We start from the raw sequence: 16,134 nt of genomic DNA on the forward strand, positions 1-16,134 counted from the left end.
TGCCCGTGCCGGACCGCCATCGCGGTGCGCCCCGGAAACCTCACTCGTACCAGTACAGGCGATCCGGATTGCTGACCAGTACGCGTTCGAGCGCGGCGGGATCGTCCGCGTACAGCGGCAGCAAGTCCACGAGCTTGCCGTCGTCGGGCACCTCGCGCACGTTGGGATGCGGCCAATCGGTGCCCCAGACCGTGCGGTCCGGGGCGACGTCCAGGATGCGCCGCACAAAAGGCACGGCGTCCGCGTAAGGCGTTGCCTGCGCCGAAAGCCGCGCCGAAATCCGCTCGGCGCCGCTGATCTTCACCCAGGCGCGCGGGTGCCGGAGTACGTCCAGCAGGTCGGCGAGCGCGGGCTGGTTCAGGCCGTCCCGCACCATGGGACGTCCCATGTGGTCGATCACGAAGGGCACGGGCAATGATTCCAGGAATCCGCGGATCTGCGGCAGATGGGCGGCGGTCACATGGACCTGTACGTGCCAGCCGAGAGGCGCGATGCGCTCGGCCACCGCCCGCACTTCGCCGGTGTCGGCGGACTTGCCCAGGTGCGGCATGAAGTTGTACCGCACGCCGCGCACGCCTTGCGCATGCAGGTCCCGCAGCGTTTCGGCCGATACGTCGGCGGGCACCAGGGCCACGCCGCGATAGCGGCCGGAGCCGCTGGCGATGGCGTGCAACATCGCGCGATTGTCGATGCCGTGCACCGTCGCCTGCACGATGACCGCCCTTTCCACGCCCAGCAGCCGGTGCAGGTCCCGCAGCTTTTCGATGGGCGCTTCGGGTGGATCGTAGGCGCGATCCGGCGCATAGGGAAAGCGCGCCACCGGGCCATACACATGCACGTGCGCATCGCAGCTGCGCGGCGGCAACACGTACGACGGCTTGCTGGGATGGGGATTCGGGGGTGGCACGCTTTTCATGTCGCCTCTGTCATCTTCTTCAAGACCGCCGAGTATGCGATCTCGCGCGCCGCGTGGGGTTGCCTTGTGTCGCTGTCGCCGCTCTATTTCGTTTATGTCCGCGCGCCCGCCGCGCGGGACGCCGCGCCGTCCGCCATCGCCGCGGCGAGCCGCGTGACTTCCTCGAGCAGCGCATCGGCGCCGGGCGACAGCTGCGCGCCGGTGCGCGTGGTGACGCCGATTTCGCGCCGCATGCCGTCCAGCGGGAAGTCCAGCGTGGTCAACCCGCCCGCTTCGAATTCGTAGTGCAGCTGGTGCACGGACAAGGCCGTCAACATATCGGAATGCAGCAACAGCCCGCGCAGCAGCGCCAGGTCCGCGGTTTCCACGGAGGGCACGAGCAGCGGCCGCCCCTTGCGCCGGAAAAAATCGTTCAGTTGGTCGCGCAGCGGCGTGGACGCCCGCGACAGCACCCAGGGATAGCGCGCCAGGTCGTCGTAGCCGACGCGGCGCCCCGCCAGCGGATGTCCCGCGCGCGCGATCAAAACAATGTCCTCGTGCAGCAGCCGCCACGTGCTCAGCGACGTATCGTGCAAGGGCCTCAAGGCGCCCAGAATGAAATCCACGTCCGCGCTGAGCAACCGAGCGCACAGGTCCCCGTACGGGCTTTCCAGCGTGCGGATGCGCAGCTTGGGATGGCGCGCCAGCACGTTGGCGATGGCGGCGGGCAGCACCATGGTGCGGATCATGGGCAGCGCGCCTACGGTCACCACGCCTTCCAGCGCGCCGTTCAATGCGGCCATGTCCGCCTGGATGTTGCGCAGTTCGGCCAGCACCCGCTTGAAGCGCACCACCCAGCGCTCGCCCACCGGCGTGGGGACCATGCCCCGCGCCGTGCGCTGGAACAGGCGCTGGGCCAGGTTCTTTTCCAGCTTGGCGATGGACGCGCTGATGGCCGGCTGCGTCAGCCCGCAGGCGTGGGCGACCGTGGACATGTGATGCACGTCGGCCAGCAATGCCGCGCTGGTCAGACGCCGGGTATGGAACAAGGCCGCCGTCGCGCCCACGCTGCTGGCCGCGCCCTGGCCGCGCCGCAGCGCCAGGGCCTCGTCGCGCACGGCGTCCAGCTCGGCCTCGATGCGGCGCGCCCGCACCAGCACGGCCTCGCCGGCCGCGGTCAGCAGCATGCCCGTGGCCTTGCGTTCGAACAGGGCCACTCCCAGGCTGCGCTCCAGGTGCGCCACGGCGCGCGTCACGGCCGACGAGGCACGGTACAGCGCCTCGGCCGACCTGCGTACGCCGCCGGCCGTCGCGACCACGGTAAAGACGTGCAGATGATGCAGGCTGAGGCCGCCTCCGGCGCTTTCTTCCATGCTGTGCCGCAATAGCGAAATAAAAATATTAGAACGGCGGTCCCCGCACAAGGCAACCCGTGCCGCGCGGGGCCGCCCGATACTTCATTCAAATACAAATCCAGGCTGGAGACATTATGAACGCGCCACGGAAAACCCAAAGGCAGCGGTCGATTCCGTGCATGCCGATGCGCGGAGAAATCGAAACCCCGGCGGCTGGCCGGCCGCCCGCCTGAGCGGCATTGCACGAACAGGGACCACGCAGAACGTCCCGACGACAATCGACAGGGAGGAGCCCCATGACCGTGACCCGACGCGCTTTCGCGCTGCGCTGCGCTGTCCTGCTGACGGCCGCATCGACGCCGCTGGCCCGCGCGGCGGCCTTTCCGGACCGGCCGCTGCATTTGATCGTGCCGTTCGCGCCGGGCGGCAATGTCGATACCACGGCCCGCGTGGTCAGCGCGGGCCTGACGCAGGTGCTGGGCGTCTCGGCCGTGGTGGAAAACAAGCCGGGCGCGGGCGGCAGCATCGGGGCCGATATGGTGGTGCGCGCCGCGCCCGATGGCTACACGCTGCTGGTTGCGTCCAACGGACCGATGACCGTCAATCCCTTCGTCCAGGCCCACCTGCCCTACGATCCGCTGCGCGACCTCGCGCCGGTCGGCATGATCGGCGACGTACCGCATGTGCTGGTGGTGACCCCGGGCCTGCCGGCCCGTACCTTCACCGAACTGGTCGCACTGTCCAGGAAACGCCGCATCAATACCGGCACCTCGGGCGTGGGCAGCGCCACGCATCTTTCCCTGATGCGCCTGAACACGGCATCGGGCGCCGACCTGGTCCACGTGCCCTATCGGGGCGGCGGCGCGCTGATTCCGGATCTGGTGGGCGGCACCCTGGACGCCACGATGACCGAGCTGTCCACCGCCCTGCCCCTGCACCGCGCGGGCAAGGTGCGCATCCTGGCGGTGGCGGCGGCGCGGCGGTCCGCCATCGCGGCCGACATCCCCACCTTCATCGAATCCGGCGTGAAGGACTTCACCGCTTCCAGCTACGTCGGGCTGCTGGTCCCCGCCAGGACGCCGCCCGACGCGGTGGCCAGGCTGCAGCAAGGGCTGGCCGCCAGCCTGGAGATGCCGTCCGTCGCCGACAAACTGCGCGATTCCGGCCTGGAGACCGCCACGGCGGCGCAACGGACGCCGGCCGGCTTCGCGGACTTCCTGCGCGTCGAGTACCAGCGTTCCAAGGCGGCCGCCGAACTGGCCGGCATCAAGCCGGAATAGCCCGGCCATGCCATCCCCCCCTTTCTCCGGAGCCCGCCTGTGAGCATGCTCAAGAAGCTCTACGTGCAGGTTCTCGTCGCCATCGCGCTGGCCATCATCTTCGGCCTGCTGGACCCGCAGCGCGCGGTACAGATGCGGCCGCTGGGCGAAGGCTTCATCGCCCTGCTCAAGATGATGCTCGGGCCCATTATTTTCTGCACCGTGGTGCACGGCATCGGCCACATCAAGGACTTCCGCAAGCTGGGCCGGCTGGGCATCAAGACGCTGATCTACTTCGAAGTAGTCAGCACCATCGCCATGCTGGTCGGCTTCGTGGTGGTGAACGTCGTGCGCCCTGGCGAGGGCTTGCATGCCGCGGCGCTGGACGCGGCCGCCGGCCATACGGCGGGCGTGCTCAAGGCGGCCTCGGCGGACTTCACGCTGACGCATTTCCTGTTGTCCATCATCCCGCGCACCCTGGTCTCGGCCTTTGTCACAGGCGACATCCTGCCGGTGCTGTTCGTCTCGCTGCTGGCCGGCACGGCCTTGAGCCTGACCGCCAGGCCCGACTGGATCGCGCTGAAGCTGATCGGCGAGGCGCAGGCCGTGGTATTCAAGATGCTGGGCTTCATCATGCGCCTGTCGCCGCTGGGAGCCTTCGGCGCCATGGCGTCGGCCGTGGGCAGCTATGGCGGCGCCACGCTGCTCTACCTGTTGCGCTACATCCTGACCTATTACGCCAGCGCGCTCGTCTTCATCTTCGTGATCCTGGGCCTGGTGGCCGGGCTGGCCGGCCTGTCGATTTTCCGCATCCTGGCGCTGATCAAGGACGAGGCCGTCATCGCCATGGGTACGGCCGCCAGCGAGGCGGCATTTCCGCGCCTGGTGACCAAGCTGAACCAGGCCGGCTGCGATGAGGCGGTGGTCGGTTTCGTACTGCCGGCCGGCTATAGCTTCAATATCGACGGCGCCTGCCTGTACATGGCCTGCGGCATCGGCTTCATCGCCCAGGCCACCGACACGCCGCTGCCGCTGTCCCAGCAGTTGGCCCTGCTCGCCGTCATGCTGGTCACGTCCAAAGGCGGCGCGGGCGCGGCCGGCGGCGCGCTGGTCAAGCTGACGGCCACCCTGCAATCCACCCGCGCCCTGCCCCTGAGCGGCATCGGCCTGCTGTTCGGCATCGACCGCATCCTGGCCATCGCCACGTCCACCACCAACGTCATCGGCAACAGCGTCGCCGTGCTGGTGCTATCCAAATGGGAAGGCATGTTCGATCGGGACAAGTTCAACGCCTGCCTGGCGGGCAAGCCCGCGCCGGCCGCGGTGGCGCAGCCAGAAGCGGTCCCTCACGACACACCGGAGCAACACCATGCAAGAGCAAACTCCCATGCGAGCGCAAACCCTTAGCGGCGCCCCCGCGCTCGCCATCGTCGGCTTCGGCGAAGTCGGCCCCATCCTCGCCAAGGCCCTGGCCGCCCAAGGTTGCCAGGTGGCGGCCTACGACATCAAGCTGGACGACCCGGCCACCCGCGCGCAGATCGAGCAGCGCGCCGCGGCCAGCGGCGCCCGGGTCGCCGCCTCACTGTCGGATTGCCTGGCCGGCGCGGAGCTGGTGTTTTCGGCGGTCACGGCCAGCCAGGCGCGCGCCGTCGCGGAAAGCGCCGCGCCCCTGATGCGGCCCGGCCAGACCTTCATCGACCTGAACTCCGTCTCGCCCAAGGTCAAGCAGCAGAACAGCGCGCTGATCCAGCGCCATGGCGCGGACTACGTGGAATCGGCCGTCATGGCGCCCGTCCCGCCCCAGGGCATCCGCGTGCCCATGCTGCTGGGCGGCCGCGGCGCGCGCGCCATCTCGGCGCGGCTCAATGCCCTGGGCATGCGCACCGAAGCGGTGGCCGACGATATCGGCCTGGCCTCGGCCATCAAGCTGTGCCGCAGCATCATGATCAAGGGCATGGAAGCCATGTGCGTGCAGTCCATGCTGGCCGCGCGCCATTTCGGCGTGGACGACCGCGTGCTGGCGTCCATGGCGGCCAGCTTCCCCAGCGTCGGCTGGGATGAGGGCTACGAAGCCTATTTGATCGGCCGCGTCGCGGAGCACGGCCAGCGCCGCTCCGAGGAAATGCGCGAGGCCGCCGCCATGCTGGCCGAAATCGGCATGAATCCCGCCCTGGCGACGTCCATCGCCGACATCCAGCAGGCCCTGGCGCGCAAGGGCGCCTCGCTGCACGACCAACTGGACGCCAAGGGGCGCCTGCCGCAATGGCGCACCCTGCTGACGGGGGGCGACGCCGGCTAGGCTGGCCCGCTTCCGCTCCGGTGGCGGCCGGCGGATAATAGGCCCGCTGCACAGACCGGCGGGCGCCGCGCCCAGGTCCGCGCCGCGATGCGCGGCCGGCCCGCCGCGAACAACAACGACCGACCGGAGACAAATCATGGATATCGTGCGACGCCGCCTGAACGCGGCCGCGCTCGGCCTTGCCAGCATCGCCGTTGCGCCCAGGATCGCCCACGCGGACGATAAATGGCCGTCCAAACCCATCCGCATCATCGTGCCCTTCGCCGCGGGCGGCGCCAATGACCTGCTGGGACGGGCCGCCGCGGAGGGCATCGCCCAATACCTGAAAGCCAGCGTCGTCGTCGAAAACAAGCCGGGCGCGGGCGCGGTCATCGGCACCGACTACGTGGCGCGAGCCGAGAACGATGGTTATACCTTCCTGATCAGCGGCGCCGGCGTCATCTCCAACAGCATGATCCGCAAGGTCCAGTACCAGGACAGCGACCTGGTTCCCGTGGCCATGATAGGCCTGGCGCCCTCGGTCATCATCACCCCGGCCAGCTCGCCCTACGCCAACTTGAAGGACTTCGTCGAAGCATCGAAGAAAAGCCGTGGCGGCCTGCATTTTTCGACGGCGGGCACCGGCAGCACGCCCCACTTCGTCGAAGGTATCCTGACCACCGACTACGGCGCCAAGCTGGACCTGGTGCCGTACAAGAGCGGATCGGAATCCGTGTCGGCGGTGATCGGCGGCCAGGTCGACGCCACGTCCGAGGCCAGCATCGTCGTACTGCCCATGATCCGCGCCGGCAAGCTCAAGGCCCTGGCCTGCACCTGGTCCGAACGCATCCAGGCCTATCCGGAATTATCCACGGCCGCCGAACAGGGCTTTCCGAAAATCAAGATCGCCCACTGGGCCGGCGTGCATGCGCCCAAGGGCACGCCCGATGCCATCCTGGACAAGATCGCCGCCGGCGTCGATCACGCCATGAAGGATCCGGCCAACGTCAAGCGCCTGACCGAACTGGGCATCGAGCCCGTCGGCGGCACGCGCGCGGACTTCGTCAAGTTCTGCGATGAAGAGCGTGCCCGGCTGGGCGCCGTGGTCAAGGCGACAGGAATGCGACAGGATTCCTGATCCACGCCGAGCCCCTTCCTGACAGCTTCCTGTCAGGTTTTTCCTATGCTCCGGAGTGCTTGGGCGGGCGACGTGTAAGGGCCGTTGAATCGGTTAAATTACACGTCCCCACCAAGTCCACAAACCCAAGTCCACACACAACAACTACTAAAAAGCTTTACCCCCGGAGCACATCAATGAACTTTTCTCGCCGCCGCTTCAACACGGCCGCCTTCGGCATGGCCGCTGTCGCCGCCGCCCCCAAGATCGCTTTCGCGGACGACAAATGGCCGTCCAAGCCCATCCGCATCATCGTCCCGTTCGCGCCGGGCGGCGCCAACGACCTGCTGGGACGCGCCGCGGCCGAAGGCATCGCCAAGAATCTGAACGCGCAGGTCGTGGTGGAAAACAAGCCGGGCGCCGGCGCGGTCATCGGCACCGACTACGTAGCGCGTGCCGACAACGACGGCTATACCTTCCTGATCAGCGCGGCCGGCGTCATCTCCAACAGCATGATCCGCAAGGTCCACTACAAGGACAGCGATCTGGTGCCGGTCGCCATGGTGGGCCTGGCGCCCTCCGTCGTGGTGGCGCCCGCCAGCTCGCCCTACTCGAACCTGAAGGAATTCGTCGAGGCGTCCAAGCAAGGCCACGGCCTGCATTTCGCCACCGCCGGCACGGGCAGCACGCCGCATTTCGTCGAAGGCATCCTGACCACCACCTACGGCGCCAAGCTGGACCTGATCCCCTACAAGAGCGGCTCGGAATCGGTGTCCGCCGTGATCGGCAACCAGGTCGACGCCACGTCGGAAGCCAGCATCGTCGTGCTGCCCATGATCCGTTCCGGCAAGCTGAAGGCGCTGGCCTGCACCTGGTCCGAACGCATCAAGGCCTATCCGGAGCTGAGCACCGCCGCCGAGCAAGGCTTTCCTGAAATCAAGATCGCGCACTGGGCCGGCGTGCACGCGCCCAAGGGTACGCCCGACGCGATCCTGGACAAGGTCGCCGGCGCGGTGGACGCGGCCATGAAGGATCCCGCCAACGTCAAGCGCCTGACCGAGCTGGGCATCGAGCCCGTCGGCGGCACGCGCGCCGACTTCGTCAAATTCTGCGACGAAGAACGCGCGCGCCTGGGCGCCGTGGTCAAGGCCACCGGCATGCGCCAGGAAGACTGACGCGGCGAAGAACTAACGCCGGATGCGATAACACCAGTCTTCGCACCGTAATAACCCAGAGTACCCCAGAGGCCCACGTCGTCGACGTGGGCCTTGTTGCATCGTCTCCCCTGTGTCGCCCGCAGAGTATCAACGGCGGTCACGTTGGACGAACAAGCAAAATCTAAACGGGGGCCTTCGAGAAATTTCTGAACGGTATCAATGCGCGGCGCCCACGGCTTGATGCTCCCATTCCGCGGGACCGCGATGGAGCTCAACCGGCGGCCGCGACATAAGCCTATCAAGACCGGATGAGCACGGCGCTCACTTATTCGATCCTCATATAAAGCCGCATGCAAATATATATTGGACCCGCTGCCCATATAGCTCCACTATAGCGTTCCGAAAACGCGGGCTGCGCTCCCCGGACACGGATGCTCGCATCGCCCGGCTCTCGCCCGCACCGACGCTACACCGGATGAGTTGCATGATCATCGATTGCCACGGACACTTCACGACCGCCCCGCCCGCCCTGGAAGCGTGGCGCAAGCGCCAGATCGCTTCCATCAGCGACGGCACGCCCGCGCCCAAGGCGTCGGAACTGCATATCGGCGATGACGAACTGCGCGAGGCCATCGAGTCCAACCAGCTGCGTATCATGAAGGAACGCGGGCATGACATCACGGTGTTCAGCCCGCGCGCCAGCTTCATGGCGCATCACATCGGCGACTTCCAGGTGTCCTCGACCTGGACGGCGATCTGCAATGAGATGTGCTTTCGCGTCGCCTCGCTGTTTCCCGATCACTTCGTGCCGGCCGCCATGCTGCCGCAGAGTCCGGGCGTGGACGTCGCCACCTGCCTGCCCGAACTCCAGCGCTGCGTGGAGGAGTACGGCAACGTCGCCGTCAACCTGAACCCGGATCCATCGGGCGGCCACTGGACCAGCCCGCCGCTGAGCGACCGCTACTGGTATCCCCTGTACGAAAAACTCGTCGAGTACGACGTTCCCGCGATGGTGCACGTCAGCCAGAGCTGCAACGCCTGTTTCCATACCACCGGCGCACACTACCTGAATGCCGATACGACGGCGTTCATGCAATGCCTGGACTCGGATCTGTTCCGCGATTTCCCCACGCTGAAGCTCGTCATCCCCCATGGCGGCGGCGCCGTGCCCTATCACTGGGGCCGCTTTCGTGGCCTGGCGCAGGCCTTGAAAAAGCCGCTGCTGCAGGATCATCTGCTGAACAATGTGTTCTTCGATACCTGCGTGTACCACCAGCCCGGCATCGATCTGCTTACGCGGGTCATTCCCATCGACAACATCCTGTTCGCCAGCGAAATGATAGGCGCGGTGCGTGGCATCGATCCGGAAACCGGGCACTACTTCGATGACACCCGCCGCTACGTGGCCGCCGCCGACATCACGCCGGAAGCGCGGTTCAAGATCTTCGAAGGCAACGCCCGCCGCATTTACACGCGGCTGGATGCGCAGTTGAAGGCGCGGGGACGCTGACACACCGGCGGCGGCGGGTTTCAACGCGTCACGGCAAGGCGCGCGCGATTGGGTTACGCTTTCGGGTTCACTTTGCCTACAGGAGATCGCTCACATGGCCCAAGCCACCGCCCGCCACATTCTGGTTCCCACGGAACAGCAATGCAATGAACTGAAGACCGCCATCGAAGGCGGCGCCGATTTCGCGCAAGTCGCGCGTGAACATTCCCAGTGCCCCTCGGGCCGCGACGGCGGCAACCTGGGCACCTTCGGCCCCGGCCAGATGGTGCGTGAATTCGACGAAGTCGTGTTCAGCGCGCCCGTCAACGTCGTGCAAGGCCCCGTCAAGACCCAGTTCGGTTATCACCTGGTTGAAGTCACCGATCGCCGCTGAGCAGGATGGGCTCGCCCCGCTCGGCCGATGCCGCGGGGCGCTCCAGGTTTTTCGCCATGCGCGGTGACCGGAACGGGCTTTGCTGACGATGCGAACCATCGACAGGGAGCATCCATGGACGACACCACGCAATCCACATCCGAAAACGCCGCTCACGGCCGCCTGGCGAATGGCCTGGGATGGTTCAGCATCGGCCTGGGTATCGCCGAACTGGCCATGCCCAGAACCATCGCCCGCGTCTGCGGGGTCAAACAGAATCCGGCGCTGGTCCGGCTTTACGGACTACGCGAAATCGCCACCGGCGTAGGGATCCTGAAGTCCGCGGATGCCGCGCCCTGGCTATGGGCACGGGTCGGCGGCGACGTGCTGGATATGGCCACCGTCACCGGCGACAGAAGCCGCCGCGCCACGATGCTGCGCACCGGCGCGACGCTGGCCAACCTGGCTACCGTCACGGCGGTCGACGTATACGCCGCCAACGCCTATCGCCGGCCGCCTCGCCGGCGAGGCATCGACTACCCCGACTACACCGACCGCAGCGGCTTTCCGCAGCCGGCCGACGCGATGCGCGGCAAGGCGGCGGCGCAGGCACGCAAGCCCGCGGCGCGGTCCAAAGAAACCACGGCCGCGGCACCCGCGGCGCCGGCCTGAGGCCGCGCCCCGCTGCGCGCCGCGCCGGCGCCCGGCGGCGGCGGCCCCGACATACCTGCTCAGCTAGATCGCTTATCCGGCGTCAGCACCACCCTGAAGCGCGCCTTGCCGCTCATCATGCGATCGTAGGCTTCGGCGGCGCGCGACAGGGGATACTCCTCGATCATGGGCTTCACGCCGGACAAGGCGCTGAAGGCCAGCGTTTCCTGCGAATCCGCCGCCGTGCCGGACGGCCAGCCCTGCACCGAATGGCGGCCCGCGATGAACTGCGCCACCGGCACTTCCACGGGCTCCTGCGAAATGCCGACCATGATCAGCTTGCCATTGCGTCCCAGCCCGCCGATCACGGCGCTCATGGCCTTGCCGCTCGTCACCGTTGCCAGGATGACACTGGCGCCGCCCAGGCTCCGCAGCGTCCCGGCGACATCCTCTGCCTGGCTGTCGATGTAATGGTGCGCGCCCAACTGCCGCGCCAGTGCCGCCTTATCCTGCCCACGCGCGATCGCCACGGTCACGAATCCCATTTGCCGCGCGAACTGCACGCCCAGGTGCCCCAGGCCGCCGATGCCCAGGATCGCCACCACGTCGCCGGCGCGAGCGCCGCTGTTGCGCAGCGCATTGAACGTCGTGATGCCCGCGCAAAGCAGCGGCGCCGCATCGACGTCCGACAGATCGTCGGGCATGCGGGCCAGTGCTTCCCGCGGCGCCACCATGTACTCGGCATAGCCGCCGTCGTAGCTGATTCCGGGCACCAGCGCGGTCTGGCAGAGAACGAAGTCGCCATGCCGGCAGCTGTCGCAATGACCGCAGTGCCCGCCGTGCCAGCCCACGCCGACCCGCTGCCCGACCTGCCATCCTTCCACACCGTCGCCCAGCGTGTCGATCACGCCCGCGATCTCGTGCCCGGGAACGCGCGGAAAGCGCAAGCCCGGCCACACGCCCTCTTTCGTGAACGAATCGCTGTGGCATATCCCGCATGCCTGCACCTTGATCAACACATGGCCGGCTGGCGGCTCCGGCACGTCGCGCTCGACGATTTCCAGAGGCCCATTCGCCTTCGTCACCTGCACTGCCCGCATCTTGCGCATCGCTTTCTCCTTAGCTGGAAGAAAAGTACGGACCCACGTACCGAACGATAGCGTTATTCGCGGTCTACGCCACCTGTCGAGACGCCGGAGGGAAGACCGCGCGCGAGCTCATGCCTTGGTCGTCATCCACGGGGGCGCCTCAGCGCGCCGGCCCCTGCCGTTGCAGCACGGTGGTGTAGCTGAACCGGTCGGCCGGATGCAGGCTGACCGCGACCTCGAACAGCTTGTCCGACTGGTCGTAATACTGGCGCACGAACTCGAGCGCGTGGGCATCGGGCGCCGTGCCCAGGGACTGCGCGATCGCGGCCGGTACACCCACCGCGCGCACCGTCTGGCGGATTTCCTTCACCACGCGGCCGGTGGCCTGGCAGATCAGGTCGCATACCAGCGCCTGGCGATTTTCTTCCATCGCGCGGCGTATGCGGGGCCCGAGTTCCTGCGGCACGTAGAGGTGCGACCAGGCCAATGGGTAATCGGGCGACAACGGATTGGTACGCGAGGTCTGGATGTGCGACCACCGGCTGCCCGGCGGCAATCCCAGCCGATCCGCCAGCGCCATGTCCACGACGATGCCGCGCACGCTATGCACCACGCGCTCCGTGTCGGCGCCGTATTGCACCAGCTCTTCGACGGTGGAAATGGTGGGGCCGTATTCCGTGGCGCGGGGCGCGGATGCTTCCACGCGGGTACCGGCGCGCTTGCGCCGCGTGATCAGGCCCAGGGTCTGGACCCGGTCCAGCGCCACGCGCACAGTGCCGCGGCTGACGCCGTACTTGCTTGCAAGGTCGATTTCCGAGGGCAGGCTGCCCCCCACGGGATAGACACCGTCGGCGATGTCCTTGATCAGCGTCCGGGTGAGTTCAGCGTAACGCGGCTCCATCGGGCGTCGCGACCTTTTCATGCGTTTGGGACCCCGCATTGTATATCGCGAACTTGTGCACGGTCCCTCCGTGCGCGTCCAGCGCCACGGTCACCGGCATGTCGCGCACTTCGAATTCGTAGATGGCTTCCATGCCGAGGTCGGCGAAGGCGACCACGCGCGCCGATCGCACCGCCTGCGACACCAGATAGGCCGCGCCGCCCACGGCGATCAGGTAGGCGCCGCCGGCCTGCGCGATGGCGGCGGCGGCCTGCGCGCCGCGTTCCGCCTTGCCTATCGAGACCAGCAGTCCCGTGCGCGACATCAAGGCCGGCATGAACTTGTCCATGCGGTTGGAGGTGGTAGGCCCGGCTGGCCCGACCGCTTCGCCCGCCACCGGGTCGACCGGTCCGACGTAGTAGATGGCGCGGTTGCGCAAATCCACCGGCAGCGGTTCGCCGCGTTCCAGCATGTCGGCCAGGCGCTTGTGGGCGGCATCGCGCCCGGTCAGCAGCGTGCCGGACAGCAGCAGCGTTTCGCCCGCGCGCCACTGCGCCACGTCGTCGCGCGTCAGGCGGTCGAGGTCGACGCGCCGCCCTTCATCCAGCGGCATGGCGTCGGGCAGGCCATCCCACAATGCAGGATCGGGCGGCTGCAGCCGCGCCGGTCCGGACCCATCCAGCTCGAAGGATACGAAGCGCGTGGCCGCGCAATTGGGCACCATGGCCACCGCCTGCAACGCCGCATGCGTGGGCGCTTCCGCCACTTTGACGTCCAGCACGGTCAGGTCGCCGCCCAATCCCTGGGCGCCTATGCCCAGCGCGTTGATGCGCTCGTACAGCGCCAGCCGCAGCGACTCGGCCGGCGTACAGGCGCCGCGCGCGCGCAGCAGATCGATATCGACGGGCTCGAACAGCGCGCGCTTGGCGATGAACATGGCCTGTTCGGGCGTGCCCCCCACGCCGACGCCCAGGCTGCCTGGCGGGCACCATCCCGCGCCCATGCCGGGCAATTGCGCCACCACCCAATCAGCCACGGAATCGCTGGGATTGAGCATGGTGTAGCGCGCCTTGACGTCGCCGCCGCCGCCCTTGGCGGCGACGGTCAGGTGCAGGCCATCGCCTTCGACCAGCTCCACGTGCAATACGGCGGGCGTGTTGTCGCGGGTGTTGACACGCCTGCCCAGCGGCTCGCGTATTACCGACGCCCGCAAGGGATTGTCGGGCCAGCCATAGGCGCGGGCGACGGCCCGATCGGCCAGTGCCTGCAGCGTGGGCGTCGGCATGCCCGGTTCGCCGCGCACGCGTGCATCCATGCCCAGCCGCGCGTAGACGTGGACCACGCCCGTATCCTGGCAGATGGGCCGGTGCGCGCGCGCGCTCAAGCGGCTGTTGATCAAGATCTGCAGCATGGCATTGCGCGCCGCCGGCCGGGTTTCCGCTTCGTACGCGCGGCGCAGGGCCATGACGAAATCGGCCGGATGGTAATAGCTGACGAACTGCAGCGCGTCGGCGATGCTGGTGACGATGTCTTCGGCGTGGATGTCGCGCATGGAAGCACTACTGCTTGGGTATCTTGGCCTGTTCGATGACGCCGCTCCAGCGTTTGACCTCATTGGCGGTAAATGCCTGGAACGCGGCCGGCGCATATTGGCCGGCATCCAGCAACTGTATACCCTGCTCGGCCATCTTGCCGGTGAAGTCCTTGTCCTTCAAGGCCTGCTGCCAGGCGGCATACAGCGTGTCGATGGCCTGGCGCGGCGTGCCCTTGGGCGCATACAGGCCATACCAGGTCGAGGCCTCGAAACCCGGCACCGCGCTGGCCGCTACCGTGGGCACACCGGGAAACTGCGGCATCGGCGCGGTCGAGGTCAGCGCCAGCGCGCGTATCTTGCCGCCACGAGTCTGCGGCAGGGCCGTGTTGGTCTGGTCGAACATGGCGTCCACCTGCCCGCCCATCAGGTCGTTCATCGCCGGGCCGGCGCCCTTGTAGGCGATGGGCGTGATCTGGATGCCGGCCTGCGCGGCGAACATGGCCGCCACCAGATGCGACGTCGATCCCACCCCGGCGTTGCCGAAATTCAGTTTGCCGGGATTGGCGCGCGCATAGTCGACCAGCGACTTCACGTCCTTTTGCGGCGAGGCGGCGCCCACCAGCAGGACCAGCGGCGTATCGGGGAAACGGAACACCGCCTCGAAGTCCTTGACCGGGTCGTATTGCAGCCGCTGGTACAGCGAAGGCGCCGCCGCCATATAACCCACGTGCCCCACCAGGAAGGTATAGCCGTCGGGCGTGGACTTGGCCGCCTTGGCCGCGCCTATGGTGCCGCCGGCGCCGGCGACGTTCTCGATGAGAATCGTCTGCTTGAGTTCCTGCCCCACGCGATTGGCGATATTGCGCGCCATGGCGTCGGTCGGTCCGCCAGCGGCGAAAGGCACGATCCAGGTGATGGCCCGCGTGGGGTAATCGGCCGCCGCGGCATTGCCCGCGACGCCCGCGGCCAGCCATAGGGCGGCCGCCATGATTCTTGCTTTCATTGCTCCTCCAGGATGTCTTATATGTACATATTAAAATTAATGTCTGTACATATTAGCGATACGCGTGACGCGCTGTCAACGAACAGCATCGACGCGCGCCGGCCTCATCCGCTTTTGATAGTTAGGCACACGTCCACTGTATGGATGCCCACGCGCATCTTGTGTAGACCACGCCGTGGCGCTGGCGCGCCAGCGACGGTTTCCGCTAAAAAACAAGCTCGTTCGGGCTAGGCCGTTTTTCCGCCCCGCGGCCGGCCTCGCGGGCAGCGTCCGCTCGCGCCCGCATGCAAAGGTGACTCAGATGCATTACCGCCATCCACGTATCGGCTTTGCCTTCGACATGCCGGACGATTGGCAACTCGACGACACGAGCCTGTCGGCCAACGACGCCACGGTGGTCCTGCGACTGGGCGACACCAGGCTCCAGCTGCGGATCCGCCCTTCCCTGGGCACCGCGGCCGCGCGCCTGGGCTGTATGCAGCGGCATCTGGAATCGGCCCGCGCGGCGCACATCGGCCCTTGCCCGGCGCCGCCTTTCGGCCGCTCGCGCGACATCGTGGCGTTGCGATACTTCATCCATGGCCGCCAGCGGCGCTGGTTGTCGATAAGCCATGACGGTTATGACTACATCCTCAGCCACAATGATGACTGGCAAGACGTCGCCGGCGCCGTGGACCGATTGTCCGCCTCATTCATCTTCCCGCCGGCCGCGCGGATCACGCGCGCCCTGCCCGACAGGGATCCGGTACGCGGCCTGGTCCCGCCGTCGGGGCTCGCCGGAATCGACGATCGTGGCTCCGGCCGCCGCGCGCCCGCGGCAGCCAACGGCTGGTGGGTCCGGTTCAGCGGCCGCCTGCGCCGCGCGCGCATGCTGCGCACCGAGGGATAACCGCAATAGGTGTCGCGCGAAATAGGCCCGGCTTTCCGCTCGTTCGGTGTTATAAGTTACGGGCTTGCCGCCGACGCCCATGCCGCCTTCAACCGACCGCGTCAGCCTCGGCGCCGCGAAGCCAAGCAAGTCCTGATCGCCGACCGCGCTCGTGATCGGGCGTCTC

The 16,134-nt window shown here is 67.4% G+C and carries 15 protein-coding genes; 9 read left to right on the plus strand and 6 right to left on the minus strand.

Annotated features, from left to right (window positions below):
* Nucleotides 1-40 precede the first annotated feature (40 nt).
* Together ACNA0R_RS17275 and ACNA0R_RS17280 are read right to left on the minus strand one after the other, a co-directional pair.
* On the minus strand, nt 41-916 hold the full coding sequence (locus tag ACNA0R_RS17275; RefSeq protein ID WP_415827273.1) for an amidohydrolase family protein: 876 nt from the start codon (nt 914-916) through the stop codon (nt 41-43).
* Between the two features lie 92 nt (nt 917-1,008).
* Nucleotides 1,009-2,268 (minus strand): LysR family transcriptional regulator, encoded by a 1,260-nt coding sequence (locus ACNA0R_RS17280; RefSeq protein ID WP_415827274.1) that lies wholly within the window; start codon nt 2,266-2,268, stop codon nt 1,009-1,011.
* Nucleotides 2,269-2,546: 278 nt separating this feature from the next.
* Between ACNA0R_RS17280 and ACNA0R_RS17285 the strand changes: the two genes are divergently transcribed.
* From ACNA0R_RS17285 to ACNA0R_RS17320, 8 genes are all read left to right on the plus strand, one after another.
* Nucleotides 2,547-3,530, plus strand: coding sequence for a Bug family tripartite tricarboxylate transporter substrate binding protein (locus ACNA0R_RS17285; protein WP_415827275.1), 984 nt, complete (start codon nt 2,547-2,549; stop codon nt 3,528-3,530).
* A 45-nt stretch (nt 3,531-3,575) separates the two neighbouring features.
* Complete coding sequence (locus ACNA0R_RS17290) at nt 3,576-4,916, plus strand: cation:dicarboxylate symporter family transporter (protein ID WP_415827330.1); 1,341 nt, start codon at nt 3,576-3,578, stop codon at nt 4,914-4,916.
* Nucleotides 4,897-5,808, plus strand: a complete 912-nt coding sequence (locus ACNA0R_RS17295; RefSeq protein WP_415827276.1) for an NAD(P)-dependent oxidoreductase — start codon at nt 4,897-4,899, stop codon at nt 5,806-5,808. Before ACNA0R_RS17290 ends, ACNA0R_RS17295 begins: the two co-directional genes overlap by 20 nt.
* Nucleotides 5,809-5,944: 136 nt before the next feature.
* Nucleotides 5,945-6,925 (plus strand): Bug family tripartite tricarboxylate transporter substrate binding protein, encoded by a 981-nt coding sequence (locus ACNA0R_RS17300; RefSeq protein ID WP_415827277.1) that lies wholly within the window; start codon nt 5,945-5,947, stop codon nt 6,923-6,925.
* A gap of 176 nt (nt 6,926-7,101) precedes the next feature.
* Nucleotides 7,102-8,079, plus strand: a complete 978-nt coding sequence (locus tag ACNA0R_RS17305; protein ID WP_415827278.1) for a tripartite tricarboxylate transporter substrate binding protein — start codon at nt 7,102-7,104, stop codon at nt 8,077-8,079.
* A gap of 466 nt (nt 8,080-8,545) precedes the next feature.
* A complete protein-coding gene (locus ACNA0R_RS17310; protein ID WP_415827279.1) occupies nt 8,546-9,571 on the plus strand; it encodes an amidohydrolase family protein in 1,026 nt (341 codons plus the stop codon).
* A gap of 94 nt (nt 9,572-9,665) precedes the next feature.
* On the plus strand, nt 9,666-9,944 hold the full coding sequence (locus ACNA0R_RS17315) for a peptidylprolyl isomerase (protein ID WP_066636060.1): 279 nt from the start codon (nt 9,666-9,668) through the stop codon (nt 9,942-9,944).
* A 114-nt stretch (nt 9,945-10,058) separates the two neighbouring features.
* Nucleotides 10,059-10,595, plus strand: coding sequence for a hypothetical protein (locus ACNA0R_RS17320; protein WP_415827280.1), 537 nt, complete (start codon nt 10,059-10,061; stop codon nt 10,593-10,595).
* Nucleotides 10,596-10,654: 59 nt separating this feature from the next.
* On the opposite strand, the gene ACNA0R_RS17325 is transcribed toward ACNA0R_RS17320, so the two are convergent.
* From ACNA0R_RS17325 to ACNA0R_RS17340, 4 genes are all read right to left on the minus strand, one after another.
* Nucleotides 10,655-11,683 carry an alcohol dehydrogenase gene (locus ACNA0R_RS17325; protein ID WP_415827281.1) on the minus strand — a complete coding sequence of 343 codons (1,029 nt, stop codon included), beginning with the start codon at nt 11,681-11,683 and terminating at the stop codon, nt 10,655-10,657.
* Between the two features lie 139 nt (nt 11,684-11,822).
* Complete coding sequence (locus ACNA0R_RS17330) at nt 11,823-12,563, minus strand: GntR family transcriptional regulator (protein ID WP_415827282.1); 741 nt, start codon at nt 12,561-12,563, stop codon at nt 11,823-11,825.
* Nucleotides 12,544-14,094 (minus strand): fumarate hydratase, encoded by a 1,551-nt coding sequence (locus ACNA0R_RS17335; protein ID WP_415827283.1) that lies wholly within the window; start codon nt 14,092-14,094, stop codon nt 12,544-12,546. Before ACNA0R_RS17335 ends, ACNA0R_RS17330 begins: the two co-directional genes overlap by 20 nt.
* Before the next feature lie 7 nt (nt 14,095-14,101).
* Nucleotides 14,102-15,079, minus strand: a complete 978-nt coding sequence (locus ACNA0R_RS17340) for a tripartite tricarboxylate transporter substrate-binding protein (RefSeq protein ID WP_415827284.1) — start codon at nt 15,077-15,079, stop codon at nt 14,102-14,104.
* A 175-nt stretch (nt 15,080-15,254) separates the two neighbouring features.
* Here ACNA0R_RS17340 and ACNA0R_RS17345 point away from each other — a divergent pair, with 175 nt between their 5' ends.
* Nucleotides 15,255-15,968 carry a hypothetical protein gene (locus tag ACNA0R_RS17345; RefSeq protein WP_415827285.1) on the plus strand — a complete coding sequence of 238 codons (714 nt, stop codon included), beginning with the start codon at nt 15,255-15,257 and terminating at the stop codon, nt 15,966-15,968.
* Nucleotides 15,969-16,134 lie beyond the last annotated feature (166 nt).

This window comes from Bordetella sputigena (genome assembly GCF_965137885.1).
In the GTDB taxonomy this organism is placed as follows: Bacteria; Pseudomonadota; Gammaproteobacteria; order Burkholderiales; family Burkholderiaceae_B; genus Bordetella_C; species Bordetella_C sputigena.

What these genes read in the sequence shown, in the direction of transcription:
- ACNA0R_RS17300 (WP_415827277.1), top strand. Translation starts at nt 5,945, where the DNA reads ATGGATATCGTGCGACGCCGCCTGAACGCGGCCGCGCTCGGCCTTGCC.
- ACNA0R_RS17315 (WP_066636060.1), top strand. Translation starts at nt 9,666, where the DNA reads ATGGCCCAAGCCACCGCCCGCCACATTCTGGTTCCCACGGAACAGCAA.
- ACNA0R_RS17325 (WP_415827281.1), bottom strand. Translation starts at nt 11,683, where the DNA reads ATGCGCAAGATGCGGGCAGTGCAGGTGACGAAGGCGAATGGGCCTCTG.
- ACNA0R_RS17340 (WP_415827284.1), bottom strand. Translation starts at nt 15,079, where the DNA reads ATGAAAGCAAGAATCATGGCGGCCGCCCTATGGCTGGCCGCGGGCGTC.
- ACNA0R_RS17320 (WP_415827280.1), top strand. Translation starts at nt 10,059, where the DNA reads ATGGACGACACCACGCAATCCACATCCGAAAACGCCGCTCACGGCCGC.
- ACNA0R_RS17280 (WP_415827274.1), bottom strand. Translation starts at nt 2,268, where the DNA reads ATGGAAGAAAGCGCCGGAGGCGGCCTCAGCCTGCATCATCTGCACGTC.
- ACNA0R_RS17295 (WP_415827276.1), top strand. Translation starts at nt 4,897, where the DNA reads ATGCGAGCGCAAACCCTTAGCGGCGCCCCCGCGCTCGCCATCGTCGGC.
- ACNA0R_RS17330 (WP_415827282.1), bottom strand. Translation starts at nt 12,563, where the DNA reads ATGGAGCCGCGTTACGCTGAACTCACCCGGACGCTGATCAAGGACATC.
- ACNA0R_RS17335 (WP_415827283.1), bottom strand. Translation starts at nt 14,094, where the DNA reads ATGCGCGACATCCACGCCGAAGACATCGTCACCAGCATCGCCGACGCG.
- ACNA0R_RS17305 (WP_415827278.1), top strand. Translation starts at nt 7,102, where the DNA reads ATGAACTTTTCTCGCCGCCGCTTCAACACGGCCGCCTTCGGCATGGCC.
- ACNA0R_RS17310 (WP_415827279.1), top strand. Translation starts at nt 8,546, where the DNA reads ATGATCATCGATTGCCACGGACACTTCACGACCGCCCCGCCCGCCCTG.
- ACNA0R_RS17285 (WP_415827275.1), top strand. Translation starts at nt 2,547, where the DNA reads ATGACCGTGACCCGACGCGCTTTCGCGCTGCGCTGCGCTGTCCTGCTG.
- ACNA0R_RS17275 (WP_415827273.1), bottom strand. Translation starts at nt 916, where the DNA reads ATGAAAAGCGTGCCACCCCCGAATCCCCATCCCAGCAAGCCGTCGTAC.
- ACNA0R_RS17290 (WP_415827330.1), top strand. Translation starts at nt 3,576, where the DNA reads ATGCTCAAGAAGCTCTACGTGCAGGTTCTCGTCGCCATCGCGCTGGCC.